We start from the raw sequence: 14,865 nt of genomic DNA on the forward strand, positions 1-14,865 counted from the left end.
AGATCCCCCGCCGGATGCGGGAACCCGGGGCAGGCTTCCGGCGTCCAATGCGTGCGTTGCCGGGGGAGTCTTCGTGGTGCGGTGTCGGCCTCGCTGCTGGGTGCGATCGCTGACCACCCCTCTCCTCCGTACCGCGGCCGGCAGCGCGCCGTCGTCGGCGCACCTCCCTCCCTGTGCGCCGACGGCGGCCCCGCCCCGTGGGACGACTCGTGTGCGCTCCCTTGACTGGCAGAAACTTCCCGGATATTGGTGACTCCTTGGAAGTTTCCTTCAGCAGCTCTCCAGCGGATCACTCCGGAAGGAGCGCACGTGCAAGACAGCAGCACCGCACGACCCTCCAGACGTACCGTCCTCGCGGCCACCGCGGGCGTCACCGCCGTCCTCGCGGCGGGCGGCACCGCGTACGCCGGCCGGCACCGGCCCGACGACGGCAGGCTCCGGGCCCTCATCTCCCGCATGACGCTGGAGGAGAAGGTCGGCCAGCTCTTCGTGATGCGGGTCTACGGCCACTCCGCCACCGCCCCCGACCAGGCCGACATCGACGCCAACCTCAAGGAGATCGGCGTCCGCACGGCAGAGGAGCTGATCGCCAAGTACCGGGTCGGCGGCGTCATCTACTTCGCCTGGGCGCACAACACCCGCGACCCGCAGCAGATCGCCGGCCTGTCCAACGGCATCCAGAAGGCGTCCCTGTCGCTGCCGCGCGGGCTGCCGGTGCTGATCTCCACGGACCAGGAGCACGGGATAGTGGCCCGCGTGGGCGAGCCGGCGACCCTCTTCCCCGGCGCGATGGCGGTCGGCGCGAACGGCTCGCGGTCCGACGCCCGCACCCTCGGCCAGATCTCCGGCGCCGAACTGCGCGCGATGGGCATCCGCCAGGACTACTCCCCCGTGGCCGACGTGAACGTCAACCCGGCCAACCCGGTCATCGGCGTACGGTCCTTCGGCGCCGACCCGGCGGCGGTGGCCGGCCTGGTGGCGGCCGAGGTGACGGGGTATCAGCGCTCCGGCGTCGCCGCGTGCGCCAAGCACTTCCCCGGGCACGGCGACACGGCCACCGACAGCCACACCGGCCTCCCGGTCATCACCCACAGCCGTGAGCAGTGGGACGAGCTGGACGCGCCGTCGTTCCGCGCGGCCGTCGCGGCCGGCATCGACTCGATCATGACCGCCCACCTCGTGGTCCCGGCGCTCGACGCCTCCGAGGACCCGGCCACCCTGTCCCGCCCGATCCTCACCGGCATCCTGCGCGAGGAACTCGGCTACGACGGGGTCGTGGTCACCGACTCCCTCGGCATGGAGGGCGTACGGACGAAGTACGGCGACGACCGGGTGCCGGTGCTGGCGCTGAAGGCCGGCGTCGACCAGCTCCTCAACCCGCCGGACCTGGACCTCGCGTGGAACGCGGTGCTGACGGCCGTGCGCGAGGGCGAGCTGACCGAGGCGCGGCTCGACGAATCGATCCTGCGCGTGCTGCGGCTGAAGGCGAAGCTGGGCCTCTTCGAGGACGCCTACACCGGCCGCCGGGACGTGGAGCGCACGGTCGGCACCCGGGGCCATCTGGCCGCCGCCGACCGGATCGCCGAGCGCAGCACCACCCTGCTGGTCAACGAGGGGCAGCTGCTGCCGCTCTCCCGGCGCCGGACACCGAAGGTGCTCGTCGTCGGCGCCGACCCGGCCTCCCCGTCGGGCACGACCGGCCCGCCGACGGGAACGCTCGCGGGCGCACTGGGCGAGCTGGGCTTCACGGCCACCGCCCTGTCCACCGGCACCGCCCCGTCGGCCGCCGTCATCGACCAGGCGGTCGCCGCCGCCGGGGGCGTGGACGCGGTGGTGGTCGCCACGTACAACGTCACCGCGGGCAGCAGTCAGCGCACGCTGGTCACGCGGCTGCTGGCGACCGGCAAGCCGGTGGTGGCGGTCGCGATCCGCAACCCGTACGACGTGGCGCAGCTCCCCGGTGTGCGGGCGTTCCTGGCCGCGTACTCGTGGACGGACGTCGAGGTGCGGGCGGCGGCCCGGGTGATCGCCGGGCGGGCGCGGCCGCGCGGGAAGCTGCCCGTGCCGGTGGTGCGGGCGGACGATCCGGCGACGGTGCTCTACCCGCTCGGACACGGGCTGTCGTACCGGGCGTAGCGCGCCGTACGCCACGCGCCGGGAGCGTGCCCCGTCACCGTGCGCAAAGCAACCCCGCGCGTCTGGCGTGCGCCCGCTGCGGCGGGCCACGCTGGGCGGGGGACCCGGGGGGACGGCGATGCGTGGGAGACGGTTCACGGGCGTGCTGTGCGCGCTCTCGGCGCTGCTGGCCGGGCTGCTGGCGGGCTGTCAGAGCCCGTCGTCCGGCGGTACGGGGACGAGCGGACGCCTGGGCGGTCAGACGCCGACGGACGCGGCTACCCGGCCGTCGGGGTACGGGGCGGTGTTCCTGGCCGTCGACGAGTGCAGCTCGTTCGGGACGGTCAGCTTCACGGAGGTGCCGTGCTCCGGCGAGCGGGCGGCGGCCCGGGTCGTGGCCCGGCACGACGGGAAGGCGTCGGGCGGGCCGCCCTGCCCGGCGACCACCGACTTCGTCCTGCACATCAGCGAGCAGCGGCCCTCCACCGACGAGGACGGGGACGGGGACGGTGCGGTGGCCCGGGGCTATGCCTGCATGCGGTCGCTCCAGCCCCCGCACCCCGGTGACCCGGGCGGCGGGGGCGGCCCGCGCACCATCGTCGGCGACTGCGTCCACGACGCCGGGGGCGGGAAGGTCCGCGAGACCGCGTGCGACGGCACGGGCGAGCGGAGACCTCAGTACGAGGTGGCCGAGGCGGTCACCCGCCGGGCGCAGTGCCCGGCCGGGACCGCCCTGTTCGTCCGCCTCGGTGACGACGCACGCCCGGTGGGCTGCGTCCGGCCGCTGTGAGCGTCTTCGCGCGCACAGCGGCCGGGCGCGGCCGGGTGTGACGGGGTGTTACGGACGCAGCGTCGACTCGTGCCGCACGTCCCGCTTGTCCAGCCTGGCGTCGAACGACGCCAGCGGCCGGGCCGCCGACGGGTTCTCCTGGACGGTGGCGGGCGCGACCCCGGCCCAGTCCAGGATGCGGGCGGTGGCCAGGGCCTTCTGCCCGGGCACCAGACCGGCGACGTTCGCGCCGTGGTTCATGCCGGGCGCGGTCATGACGTAGGAGTCACGCGCGCCGTGGCCGAGGCGGAACCGCTCGGCGCCCCACGGGTCGTTCTGGCCGTACACGAACAGCATGTGGCTGGCGTTGTGCCGCACCCAGGTGTCGACGTCCCGCATGGCCGACGGCTGGAACTTCATCGGGATCGACCGGGGCACGAAGTTGCGCGGCGGCTGGTAGCCGTAGCGGACGTACTTCTTCTCGATGTGCGGGAAGTGGATCGTCGGCGCACCGAGCTGCGTGCCCGCCTGGTAGTAGTACGGCGTGTACGTCTCCAGGCCCTGGTCGGCGTAGGCGGAGAAGCCGGAGATGGTGTCCACCGACTCCCAGATGGCGTCGTCGGTGGCGTTCTTGGCGTCGGCGGGGATGTCCGCGCAGTCGGCGAGGGTGCTGTACTGCCAGAAGCCCCACACGTAGTCGAGGACGACGGCCTCGTAGGCGCGGTCCAGGCTGCCGATGGTGGTGAAGGTGTAGCCGTTCTCGGCCGCGTACGCCGCGTACTTCTTCTCCAGCGGCGCCCGGCGCACCAGCGCTTCGCGCTGCACGCCGTTCAGGCGGTCGCGGCACTCCTTGGTGCCGACCGTGGCGAAGAAGCGGTCGTAGGCCGAGTCCTCGTTGTTCACCACGTCGTTGGGGGCGACGTAGGCGACGACGCCGTCCATGTCGCGCGGGTAGAACCGCTCGTAGTAGGTGGCGGTCATGCCGCCCTTGGAGCCGCCGGTGGAGATCCAGTTCTTCGAGTAGAGCGGCTTGAGCGCCCGGAAGATCCGGTGCTGGTCGCTGGCCGCCTGCCAGATGTCCAGCTTGGACCAGTCGGCCGGCTGGGGCCGGGACGGGGTGAAGTAGCGGTACTCCATGGAGACCTGGTTGCCGTCCACGATCTGCGTCGGCTCGCGCCGGCTCGGGCTCGTGGAGACGTTGTAGCCGCCGGTGTAGAAGACCGTCGGGCGGCTCACGTCCTTGTGCAGCACGGTGATCCGCTGCTGGAACGTGCCCTTGGACGGGTGCCGGTGGTCGACCGGCTGCGTGTAGTTCAGGACGAAGAAGCGGTAGCCGGTGTACGGCTTCTCCTCGATCAGGCTCATGCCCGGTATGGACAGCAGCCGGTCCTTGATGTCGACGGCCTTCGGCTCGGCGGCGGTGGCCGCGCCCGCCGTGCTGACAGTGCCTATGAGCACCACGAGCGCCAGCAGCCATCTGAGCGCCTTGCGCATGCACCCTCCCTGTGAAACAGATGTGCGCCGGAAGCTATCGGAGCAACACGCCCGCACACCAGGGGAGATGACGAAATGGCCGGTGGGGTCCGGTATCAGCAGAGGATCCAGCCGGAACTGACGGTGCTCCGGTCCACCGCGCCGCGCACCCACACGCACCGCTGTCCGGCGTACACGGTCACCGGCCCGGCCCGGTAGGTGAAGCGGCCCGCGTCGACGACCGGCCGGCCGCCGCGCGCCTGGACGCTGACGGACATCTGCCGCGCGGCGCCCGTCCGCTTGGGGACGGTGACGGCGCAGACGTAGCCGCCGCTCCGGTACACGAGCACGGAGCCGGTGGCGAACGGCAGTGTCCGGACCTTGCGGCCCGCGCACGCCGCCGCGGCGGCCGCCTGCGCGTCGTGGGGCGCCGCGACGGCGAGGAGTCCCGCCGCGGTCAGTACGGCCGCGCCGGCCGCCAGCCGCCGGCGCGTTCCGGCACCGCTCCCGCCCATGCCGGCCCCTTCCGTACGGTGATCACGGACGTACGGATGTACGGACGCGCGGCCCGGGTCGAATGGTTGCGCGAGTGCGGGGCTGTCAGCGCACGGCGCCGACCGGCTCCTCCGGTTCGGCCGCCCCGATGAACGTCCGCCACAGCCGCGCGTACCGTCCGTCGAGCGCGAGCAGTTCGTCGTGCGTGCCGTCCTCGACGACGCGTCCGTGGTCCATGACGACGACCCGGTCCGCGCGGGCGGCCGTGGTCAACCGGTGCGCCACCACCAGGGTCGTACGGCGGCCCGCCAGCCGGTCCGTGGCCTGGTTGACCTGCGCCTCGGTGGCCAGGTCCAGGGCGGCGGTGGCCTCGTCGAGGAGCAGGACGTCCGGGTCGACCAGTTCGGCGCGGGCCAGCGCGATCAGCTGGCGCTGGCCTGCGGAGAGGTTGCGGCCCCGCTCGGCGACCTCGTGGAGGTAGCCGCCCTCCAGGGTGGCGATCATCTCGTGGGCGCCGACCGCGCGCGCCGCCGCCTCCACCTCGGCGTCGGTGGCCTCGGGACGCCCGTAGGCGATGGCGTCGCGGACGGTCCCGGGGAAGAGGTACGCCTCCTGCGGGACGACGCCGAGGCGGTGCCGGTAGGAGGTGAGGTCGAGGTCGCGCAGGTCCCGCCCGTCGGCGGTCACCCGGCCGGACGTCGGGTCGTAGAACCGGGCGACCAGCTTGACCAGGGTCGACTTGCCCGCGCCGGTCTCGCCGACGAACGCGACGGTCTGACCGGCGGGGATGCGCAGGTCGATGCCGGTGAGGGCCTCCTCCTCGTCGCCGTAGCGGAAGTGCACGTCCTCGAAGGCGATCTCGCCGCGCAGGGACGGCACGTCGAGCGGCCTGTCGGCGGCCTCGGTGGAGGTGGGCTCGCGCAGCAGCTCCTGGATGCGGCCGAGGGAGACGGTGGCCTGCTGGTAGCCGTCGAAGACCTGGGAGAGCTGCTGGACGGGGGCGAAGAACAGGTCGATGTAGAGCAGGTAGGCGACCAGCGCGCCGGTCGTCAGCGTCATGTCGTCGATGCGCCCGCCGCCGACGATCAGCACGGCGGCGGCCGCCGCGGAGGACAGCAGCTGGACGAACGGGAAGTAGACCGAGATCAGCCACTGTCCGCGGGTGCGGGCCTGCCGGTAGCTGTCGCTGCGCTCGGCGAAGCGCCGCCCGCCGTCGCGCTCGCGCCGGAAGGCCTGCACGATCCGCAGCCCGGCCACCGACTCCTGGAGGTCGGCGTTGACCGCGGAGACCCGCTCGCGGGCCAGTTCGTACGCCTTGACGCTGGCCCGGCGGAAGAAGAACGTGGCGATGACCAGCGGCGGCAGCGTGGCGAAGACGATCAGGGCGAGCTGCACGTCGATCACCAGCAGGGCGACCATGATGCCGAAGAAGGTGACGACCGAGACGAAGGCGGTGACCAGGCCCGTCTGGAGGAACGTCGACAGGGCGTCGACGTCCGTGGTCATCCGGGTCATGATCCGGCCGGTCAGCTCGCGCTCGTAGTAGTCGAGGCCGAGCCGCTGGAGCTGGGCGAAGATCTTCAGGCGCAGGGAGTACAGGATCCGCTCGCCGGTGCGGCCGGTCATGCGGATCTCGCCGGTCTGCGCCGTCCACTGGGCGAGCACCGCGAGCAGGCCGAGCAGCGAGGCCGCCCAGACCGCGCCGAGGGCGAGCCGGCTGACGCCGTCGTCGATGCCGTGCCGGATCAGGACCGGCAGCAGCAGGCCCATGCCGGCGTCGACGGCGACCAGGGCGAGGCTGACGAGCAGGGGACGCCCGAAACCGTCGAGGAGGCGGCGCAGGCCGTACGACCGTTCCGGCAGCACGGCGCGGGCCTCGTCGACGTCCGGGGTGTCGGTGGCCGGGGGCAGGGCGTCGACCTGGGCGAGCAGCTCGGGCGTGGCCGGGGTGCCGGCGAGGGCGGTGTCCTTGGTCGCGCGGTCGCCGGTCCACAGCCGGGGGGTGATGCCGCGCTCGGCGTCGAACTCGGCGTCCAGCTCGTCGCGGACGGATGTGTCCTCCCGCTGCTCGGCGGGGCGGGCGTGGCCGGGGGAGACGCCGCCGAGCTCGTCCGGGTCGGTGAGCAGGCGGCGGTAGAGCGCCGAGCGTTCCTGGAGCTCGTCGTGGGTGCCGAGGTCGGCGAGGCGGCCGTGGTCGAGGACGGCGATGCGGTCGGCGAGGCCGAGGGTGGAGCGGCGGTGGGCGATCAGCAGGGTCGTGCGACCCCGCATGACCTGGGCCAGCGCCTCGTGGATCTCGTGCTCGACGCGGGCGTCCACGGCGGACGTGGCGTCGTCCAGGACGAGGAGCCTCGGGTCGGTGAGGAGGGCGCGGGCGAGCGCGACACGCTGGCGCTGGCCGCCGGAGAGGGTCAGGCCGTGCTCGCCGACGGTGGTGTCGTAGCCGTCGGGCAGCTCGGTGATGAAGCGGTGGGCCTGCGCGGCCCGGGCGGCGGCCTCGATCTCCTCGTCCGTGGCGTCGGGGCGGCCGTAGGCGATGTTGGCGCGCACGGTGTCGGAGAAGAGGAACGAGTCCTCGGGCACCAGGCCGATCGCGGCCCGCAGGGAGTCGAGGGTCAGCTCGCGCACGTCGTGGCCGCCGACGAGGACGGCGCCGCGGGTCACGTCGTAGAAGCGCGGCAGCAGCAGGGAGACGGTGGACTTGCCGGAGCCGGAGGAGCCGACGACGGCGAGGGTCTCGCCGGGCCGGATCTCGAAGGAGAGGCCGTCGAGGACGGGCCGGGCGGGGTCGTAGCCGAAGGACACGTCGTCGAACTCGACGGCGGCGGGCGCGTCGGCCGGGAGTTCCTTGGTGCCGTCGGTCAGGGACGGCTCGGTGTCGATCAGCTCCAGGACGCGTTCGGTGCCGGCGCGGGCCTGCTGGCCGACGGTGAGGACCATGGCGAGCATCCGGACCGGGCCGACGAGCTGGGCGAGGTAGGTGGAGAAGGCGACGAACGTGCCGAGGGTGATGTGCCCGCGCACCGCCAGCCAGCCACCCAGGGCGAGCATGGCGACCTGTCCGAGGGCGGGGACGGCCTGGAGGGCGGGGGTGTAGGCGGCGTTCAGCCGGATCGTGCGCAGCCGCCCGGCGAACAGCCGGCGGCCGACCTCCCGGAGCTTGCCGGTCTCCTGCTCCTCCTGCCCGAAGCCCTTCACGACGCGTACGCCGCTCACCGAGCCGTCGACCACGCCGGCGACGGCGGCGGCCTGGGCCTGGGCGTACCAGGTGGCGGGGTGCAGGCGGGTGCGGCTGCGGCGGGCGATGAACCACAGGGCGGGGGCGACGGCGAGGGCGACGAGCGTCAGCGGCGGTGACAGCACGGCCATGATGACCAGGGAGATCAGGAAGAGCAGGACGTTCCCGATGGTCATCGGGAGCATGAACAGCAGGCTCTGGATCAGCTGGAGGTCGCTGGTCGCCCGCCCGACGACCTGGCCGGTGGACAGCTCGTCCTGCCGCCGGCCGTCGAGCCGGGTGATCGTGCCGTACATGTCGGTGCGCAGGTCGTGCTGCACGTCGAGGGCGAGCCGGCCGCCGTAGTAGCGGCGTACGTAGGTGAGGCCGTAGACGACGAGCGCGGCGCCGACCAGGAGGCCGGCCCAGGTGGCCATGTCCCTGGTCTTGTCGCCGATGACGTCGTCGATGATCACCTTGGTGATCAGCGGGACGAGGGCCATGACGGCCATGCCGGCGAGGGAGGAACCGAGGGCGAGGACGACGTCCTTGGGATACCGCCAGGCGTACCCCGCCAGTCGCCGTGCCCATCCCCGTTGCGCGTCCACGCGGTGCCCTCCGGTCGGTCGTCCTGCTCACCTGATCTACCGGAAGGCACCAACACGGGCGAGCTGGGATTTCATCCCGCCGCAACATTCGGGGGGCCGCCACGGGTGCGGGAGGGGCGGGCGCTCGTCACGCAATCGCCACCTTCCCTTCACGCCGACGGCCGCATGTCCATGTCAGTCTCTGCGGTATCACTCGGGCATCAACCCGCGTAGACCCCGCGTAGATCGGACACCCCACATGCTCGCGATACGCACGTCCGCAGGCCGGCGACGGAAAGCGGGGGCGCTCGCCGCGGCCGCCGTCCTCACCGGCCTCGCCGTCCCGTCCCTGACCGCGGCCCCCGCCGCGGCCACCACGCACGACTACGACACGACGTACTACAAGAACGCGGTCGGCAAGACGGGGACCGCCCTCAAGTCGTCCCTGCACACGATCGTCAGCGACCAGACGAAGATCTCGTACTCGGCCGTCTGGGACGCGCTCAAGGTCACCGACCAGGACCCCGCGAACAGCGGCAACGTGATCCTGCTCTACTCGGGCGTCTCCCGCAGCAAGTCGCTGAACGGCGGGGACACCGGCGACTGGAACCGCGAGCACGTCTGGGCCAAGTCGCACGGCGACTTCGGCACCTCCACCGGGCCCGGCACCGACCTGCACCATCTGCGCCCCGAGGACGTCCAGGTCAACGCCGTCCGGGGCAACAAGGACTTCGACGACGGCGGCAGCGCCGTCAGCAACGGCGGCGGCAGCCTCACCGACTCCGACTCCTTCGAACCCCGCGACGCGGTCAAGGGCGACGTGGCCCGCATGATCTTCTACATGGCGGTCCGCTACGAGGGCGGCGACGGCTGGGCCGACCTGGAGGTCAACGGCAGCGTGAACAACGGCAGCAACCCGTACATCGGGAAGCTGGCGGTGCTCAAGCAGTGGAACGACGAGGACCCGCCGGACGCCTTCGAGGAGCACCGCAACCAGGTCGTCTACGACACCTACCAGCACAACCGCAACCCGTTCGTCGACCACCCGGAGTGGGTCGAGGCGATCTGGTAGGCGTCCCTCACGCCGGGTAGGGGGCGGCCTCGCGGGCCGTGCGGAGCGCCCCCGCCCACCAGGCCAGCTGCTCCAGCAGGGTCTTCGCGTAGCCGGGGGCCGCGGGGTCGAGCGGGTGGCCGTCCTGCCAGGCGGTGAAGTAGTTCGGGAAGGCCAGGCCGTCGCGGACGGTCACCGCGTGCAGTTCGGTCAGCACGTTCTCCAGGTGCAGCACCGCGTGCCGGCCGCCCGCGGCCCCGCCGTAGCTGACGAAGGCGACCGGCTTGGCCGTCCACTGGGTGAAGTGCCAGTCGATCGCCGCCTTCAGGGACGCCGGGTAGCTGTGGTTGTACTCGGGTGTGACCACGACGAACGCGTCCGCGCCGTCCAGGGCCGCCGTGAGGGCCGCCATGCCGGCCGGGCGGGGGTAGTCGTCGCCGGCGTACTTCGGCGACGCCGCGGGCAGCGCGAGCGGGATGTCGACGTCTGCCAGGTCGACGACCTCGACCTCGAACGCGCCGTGTTCGCGGGCCTGGCCGGCGACCCACGAGGCGACCACGGGACCGAACCGTCCCTCGCGGACGCTGCCGACGAGGATCACGAGCCTGTGCTGGGTGTTCTCCATGCCGCCCACTGTCGGCTCCCGGTGCCGGACACAGCCAGACCATGCTCAGGCTGGCCCCGACAGGGCCACCCTGAGTCCCCCGGGCGCGGCCGGCGGCGCCCTACGCTCCGTCCATGAGGACACCGTTGGGAGACTTCCTCCGGAGCAGGCGCGACAGCATCCAGCCCGCGTCGCTGGGCCTGCCCGACCACGGCCGCCGCAGGTCACCGGGGCTGCGGCGGTCGGACGTCGCCGCCCGGGCCGGGGTCAGCGTCGAGTACCTCACCCGCATCGAGCAGGGCCGTGACCGCAACCCCTCGATCGCCGTGCTGAACGCGCTCGCCGACGCGCTCACCCTGAGCCCGGCCGAACGCGGCCATCTGCGCTACCTCGCCAAGATCACCGGCGGGGGGTGCGTCGCCCACGCCCGGGCCGAGCCGCCGCGCCGGGAGGTCCGCCCGTCGGTCCTGGAGACCCTGCGCCTGATCGAACCGGGCATCGCCGTGGTGACCAACCGGCTGGGCGACCTGCTCGCGTGGACCGACGCCTTCGCGGCCGTGGCGGACGGCTCGGGCCTCCTTGAGGCGGAGACGCCGAACCTCACCCGCTACGTCTTCACCGACCCCCGCGCCCGGACGTTCTTCCCCTCCTGGGACGACGTCGCCGACGAGCAGGCCTTCGACCTGTGGCTCGGCCCGGCGATCGAGAACGCGGAGTGGCTGATCACGGAGCTGGCGCCGGTCGCCGGCCCCGACTTCACCCGGCGCGTGAACCGGCACGTGGTGCCCTCGCGCGGAGTGCTGCGGATCGACCACCCCTCGGGATGCGGGCTCCGGCTGCGCCGCGAGTCGCTGGAGCTGCCCGCGGACGCGCAGCAGTTGCTCGTGCTGCTGCCCGCCGACGAGGAGACGTCCCTCGCCGTCGACGGGCTGCGCGGACGGCGGGGCCAGGGCCGACTGCGGGCGATCTCCTAGGGCGTGTCCGGCCGGGTGCGCCGGGGCTCAGTCCAGGTGCGTCGGCGCGAACATCCGCAGTACGGCGGGCAGGACGACCACCGACGGGCCCGGTGCGGCCAGGGCCTTCGCCAGGTCGGCCTCCAGGGTCTCCGGCGACGTGCGTACGCCGGGGACGCCGAAGGACTCCGCCAGGGCCACGTAGTCGGGGCGGGTCAGTTCCGTCGCCGTGGGCTGGCCGAAGGCGTCCGTCATGTACTCGCGCAGGATGCCGTAGCCGCCGTCGTCGACGATCAGCCACGTGACGTTCAGGCCGTACTGGCGGGCGGTGGCCAGCTCGGCGATGGAGTACAGGGCGCCGCCGTCGCCCGAGACCGCCAGCACCGGGTGGGTGGGGTCGGCCGCCGCGGCTCCGAGGGCCGCGGGGAAGCCGTAGCCGAGGCCGCCGGCGCCCTGGGCCGAGTGCATGGTGTTGGGGGCCTTGGCGTCGAAGGCCGACCAGGCCCAGTAGGCGAGGATCGTCATGTCCCAGAAGGACGGGGCGCCGGGCGGCAGGGCGGCGCGTACGGCGGCCAGGACGTCCTGTTCCAGGGTGAGGTCCTGGGACGCGATGCGTTCGCCGACCTTGTCCAGCACGGCCCGCACGCGCTCCGGGGCCGTCGGGTCCTGGCGTTCGCCCACCGTCTCCAGCAGGGCCTGGAGGGCGAGGCGGGCGTCAGCGTGGATGCCCAGCGCCGGGTGGTTGGACTCCAGCTTGCCGAGGTCGGCCTCGATCTGGATCACCCGGCCGCGCGGCGCGAACGTGTGGTAGTTCGAGGAGAGTTCGCCGAGGCCCGAGCCGACGACGAGGAGTACGTCGGCGTCCTCCAGGAAGTCGGTCGTGTGGCGGTCCTCCAGCCAGGACTGGAGGGACAGCGGGTGCGTCCAGGGGAAGGCGCCCTTGCCGCCGAAGGTCGTGACGACGGGGGCCTGGAGCCGTTCCGCGAGCTGCCGGAGCTTCTTCGACGCGTCCGCGCGGACCACTCCCCCGCCCGCGATGATCGCGGGGCGTTCCGCGCGGGTCAGCAGGTCGGCGGCGACCGCCGTCAGTTCGGGGCGCGGGGGCAGTTCCTCGGGGAAGGTGTCGCCGCCGGTGACGACCGGGACCGGCGTCTCGGCCAGCAGGACGTCCTGCGGGATCTCCACCCACACCGGCCCGTGCGGGACGGTCAGCGCCGACGTCCACGCCTCCGCGATCGCCGACGGGATCTGGGACTGGGTGCGGACCGTGTGGACGGACTTCACCACGCCCCGGAACGAGGCCGCCTGGTCCGGGAGTTCGTGCAGATAGCCGTGCCGGCCGCCGCCCAGCCCGGCCGTCGGGACCTGGCTGCTGATCGCCAGGACCGGCGCCGAGGCCGCCCGCGCCTCCTGGAGCGCGGCGAGGGACGTGAGGGCGCCAGGCCCGGTCGACAGCAGCAGCGGGGCCGCCTCGCCGGTGATCCGGCCGTAGGCGTCCGCCGCGAAACCGGCGTTGTTCTCCACCCGCAGGCCGATGTAGCGCAGGTCCGAGCGGCGCAGCGCGTCGAACATGCCGAGGGCGTGCTGGCCGGGCAGGCCGAAGACGGTGGTCGCGCCCAGCCCGGCCAGGGTCTCCACGACCAGGTCTCCGCCGTTGCGGCCGGGGGGAGGGTTGAGGGCCGCCTCCGTCTGCTCGGCGGTCGGGCGCAGTACCAGGTCGTGGTCGTGGGTCACTTCGCTGCCTTCTCCTGGGCGATCTGGCGGGACATGATCGTGGTCAGTTCGTACGCGGTGTGGGACGCGGCGACGGACGTGATCTCGGCGTGGTCGTAGGCCGGGGCCACCTCGACGACGTCCGCGGACACCAGGTTGCAGGAGGCCAGGCCGCGCAGGATCTCCAGCAGCTCGCGGGAGGTCATGCCGCCGGCCTCGGGGGTGCCGGTGCCGGGCGCGTGGGCCGGGTCCAGGCAGTCGATGTCGATGGAGATGTACAGCGGGCGGTCGCCGATGCGCTGGCGCAGCTGGTCGGCGACCTCGTCGGCGCCGCGGCGGTAGACGTCGGCGGAGGTGACGATGCCGAAGCCCATCTTCTCGTCGTCGGTGAGGTCCTTCTTGCCGTACAGCGGGCCGCGGGTGCCCACGTGGGAGAGCGCCTCGGTGTCGAGGACGCCCTCCTCGACCGCCCGCCGGAACGGCGTGCCGTGCGTGTACTCGGCGCCGAAGTAGGTGTCCCAGGTGTCCAGGTGGGCGTCGAAGTGCAGCAGGGCGACCGGGCCGTGCTTCTTGGCGACCGAGCGCAGCAGCGGCAGCGCGATGGTGTGGTCGCCGCCCAGGGTCATCAGGCGGGCGCCGGTGCCGAGCAGGTCGTCGGCGGCGGCCTCGATGGTCTCGACGGCCTCGTTGATGTTGAACGGGTTCACCGCTATGTCGCCGCCGTCGGCGACCTGCGCGAGGGCGAAGGGGGAGGCGTCCTGCGCCGGGTTGTAGGGGCGCAGCAGCCGGGACGCCTCGCGGATGGCGTTGCCGCCGAAGCGGGCGCCGGGCCGGTACGAGACGCCGGAGTCGAACGGCACGCCCACCACGGCGACGTCGGCGGTGCCGACCTCGTCCAGGCGGGGCAGCCGGGCGAAGGTCGCGGGCCCGGCGTACCGCGGCACGCGGGAGGAGTCGACGGGGCCGCGGGGCGTCTCGTTGCTGCTCATGAATTGCCTTCCTTCTTACGCTTCTTCGCGTATTTACTGCTCTGTACCGCTCGGTACGACTCTACTGGTGGGCCGGTACCGGTTCGGGTGCGGATTCGGGGGCTCGGCCGGCGAGGCGGTCGCGCCAGGCGTCCAGGACGGCCGCGTCGGTGGGCCGGGTCGCCAGGGAGACGGCGACGTAGACGACGAGGGAGGCCAGCAGGCCGTAGTAGACGGGCTCGTTGGCGAGGATGCCGTAGCCGGCCATGAGGCCGACGACCGCGAGGCCGCCGACGGCGACGGCGGCGAGGGCGCCCTGCGCGGTGCCGCGCTTCCACAGCAGGCCGCCGAGGATGGGCACGAGGAGGCCGCCGACGAGGAGGTTGTAGGCGACGGTGAGGGCTTCGACGACGTCGTTGAGGGCGATGGAGATGACGATCACGGCGCAGCCCATGGCGAGGATGAAGACGCGGTTGCCCTTCACCTCGTCGTGCTCGCCGTCCTCGTGGCCGCGCATCGCGCCGCGCAGCCGGGACCAGATGTCGTTGTTGGCGACGGTGGCGCAGGCGATGAGGGCGCCGGAGGACGTGGACATCACCGCGGCCAGGGCGGCGGCCAGCACCAGGCCGCGCACGCCGACGGGGAGCTCGTCCTTGACGATGGTGGCGAAGGCGTCGTCGGCGCTGGCGAGGTTCGGGTAGAGCACCTTGGCGGCGGTGCCGATGATCGCGCCGGCGACGGCGTAGACCAGGCAGTAGGTGCCGGCGACGGTGCCGCCCCACTTGGCGGTGCGGTCGCTGCCCGCGGTGAAGACGCGCTGCCAGATGTCCTGCCCGATGAGCATGCCGAAGGTGTAGATCAGCACATAGGTGAAGATCGTCTCGCCGCCGATGCCCAGCGGGTAGATCGGAAGAGCGTCG

The 14,865-nt window shown here is 72.9% G+C and carries 11 protein-coding genes; 4 read left to right on the forward strand and 7 right to left on the reverse strand.

The features are described 5' to 3' along the window. The first annotated feature begins 309 nt into the window (after positions 1-309). A complete protein-coding gene (locus GTW67_RS30900) occupies positions 310-2,136 on the forward strand; it encodes a glycoside hydrolase family 3 N-terminal domain-containing protein (protein ID WP_161168050.1) in 1,827 nt (608 codons plus the stop codon). A 118-nt stretch (positions 2,137-2,254) separates the two neighbouring features. Beyond that, entirely contained in the window at positions 2,255-2,905 is a 651-nt protein-coding gene (locus GTW67_RS30905) for a hypothetical protein (RefSeq protein ID WP_161168051.1), read from the forward strand. A gap of 48 nt (positions 2,906-2,953) precedes the next feature. On the opposite strand, the gene GTW67_RS30910 is transcribed toward GTW67_RS30905, so the two are convergent. From GTW67_RS30910 to GTW67_RS30920, 3 genes are all read right to left on the reverse strand, one after another. Then, positions 2,954-4,378 carry a S28 family serine protease gene (locus GTW67_RS30910; RefSeq protein WP_161168052.1) on the reverse strand — a complete coding sequence of 475 codons (1,425 nt, stop codon included), beginning with the start codon at positions 4,376-4,378 and terminating at the stop codon, positions 2,954-2,956. 95 nt (positions 4,379-4,473) lie between these two features. Continuing rightward, positions 4,474-4,872 (reverse strand): hypothetical protein, encoded by a 399-nt coding sequence (locus tag GTW67_RS30915; protein WP_161168053.1) that lies wholly within the window; start codon positions 4,870-4,872, stop codon positions 4,474-4,476. A gap of 85 nt (positions 4,873-4,957) precedes the next feature. Then, entirely contained in the window at positions 4,958-8,677 is a 3,720-nt protein-coding gene (locus GTW67_RS30920; protein ID WP_161168054.1) for an ABC transporter transmembrane domain-containing protein, read from the reverse strand. Positions 8,678-8,915: 238 nt separating this feature from the next. Between GTW67_RS30920 and GTW67_RS30925 the strand changes: the two genes are divergently transcribed. After that, positions 8,916-9,728 carry an endonuclease I family protein gene (locus tag GTW67_RS30925; protein WP_161168055.1) on the forward strand — a complete coding sequence of 271 codons (813 nt, stop codon included), beginning with the start codon at positions 8,916-8,918 and terminating at the stop codon, positions 9,726-9,728. A 7-nt stretch (positions 9,729-9,735) separates the two neighbouring features. On the opposite strand, the gene GTW67_RS30930 is transcribed toward GTW67_RS30925, so the two are convergent. Beyond that, positions 9,736-10,332: an NADPH-dependent FMN reductase gene (locus GTW67_RS30930; protein WP_161168056.1), complete on the reverse strand. Its 597-nt coding sequence runs from the start codon at positions 10,330-10,332 to the stop codon at positions 9,736-9,738. 113 nt (positions 10,333-10,445) lie between these two features. Here GTW67_RS30930 and GTW67_RS30935 point away from each other — a divergent pair, with 113 nt between their 5' ends. Next, complete coding sequence (locus tag GTW67_RS30935) at positions 10,446-11,285, forward strand: helix-turn-helix domain-containing protein (RefSeq protein WP_161168057.1); 840 nt, start codon at positions 10,446-10,448, stop codon at positions 11,283-11,285. Between the two features lie 27 nt (positions 11,286-11,312). Here the strand turns inward: GTW67_RS30935 and GTW67_RS30940 are convergent, their stop codons facing one another. The 3 genes from GTW67_RS30940 to GTW67_RS30950 all read right to left on the reverse strand — a co-directional run. Continuing rightward, positions 11,313-12,998: a thiamine pyrophosphate-dependent enzyme gene (locus GTW67_RS30940; protein WP_161168058.1), complete on the reverse strand. Its 1,686-nt coding sequence runs from the start codon at positions 12,996-12,998 to the stop codon at positions 11,313-11,315. Further along, positions 12,995-13,966 (reverse strand): agmatinase, encoded by a 972-nt coding sequence (speB, locus tag GTW67_RS30945; protein WP_161168059.1) that lies wholly within the window; start codon positions 13,964-13,966, stop codon positions 12,995-12,997. Before speB ends, GTW67_RS30940 begins: the two co-directional genes overlap by 4 nt. A gap of 61 nt (positions 13,967-14,027) precedes the next feature. Further along, the coding region (locus GTW67_RS30950) for a sodium:solute symporter family transporter (protein ID WP_524539840.1) at positions 14,028-14,865 on the reverse strand (838 nt) is incomplete at its 5' end.

Source organism: Streptomyces sp. SID5910 (assembly GCF_009862125.1).
Classification (GTDB): domain Bacteria; phylum Actinomycetota; class Actinomycetes; order Streptomycetales; family Streptomycetaceae; genus Streptomyces.

Bases quoted from the DNA above. Each gene is read 5' to 3' on its own strand.
- GTW67_RS30905 (WP_161168051.1), top strand. From the start codon at position 2,255: ATGCGTGGGAGACGGTTCACGGGCGTGCTGTGCGCGCTCTCGGCGCTG.
- GTW67_RS30910 (WP_161168052.1), bottom strand. From the start codon at position 4,378: ATGCGCAAGGCGCTCAGATGGCTGCTGGCGCTCGTGGTGCTCATAGGC.
- GTW67_RS30915 (WP_161168053.1), bottom strand. From the start codon at position 4,872: ATGGGCGGGAGCGGTGCCGGAACGCGCCGGCGGCTGGCGGCCGGCGCG.
- GTW67_RS30925 (WP_161168055.1), top strand. From the start codon at position 8,916: ATGCTCGCGATACGCACGTCCGCAGGCCGGCGACGGAAAGCGGGGGCG.
- GTW67_RS30930 (WP_161168056.1), bottom strand. From the start codon at position 10,332: ATGGAGAACACCCAGCACAGGCTCGTGATCCTCGTCGGCAGCGTCCGC.
- GTW67_RS30935 (WP_161168057.1), top strand. From the start codon at position 10,446: ATGAGGACACCGTTGGGAGACTTCCTCCGGAGCAGGCGCGACAGCATC.
- speB (WP_161168059.1), bottom strand. From the start codon at position 13,966: ATGAGCAGCAACGAGACGCCCCGCGGCCCCGTCGACTCCTCCCGCGTG.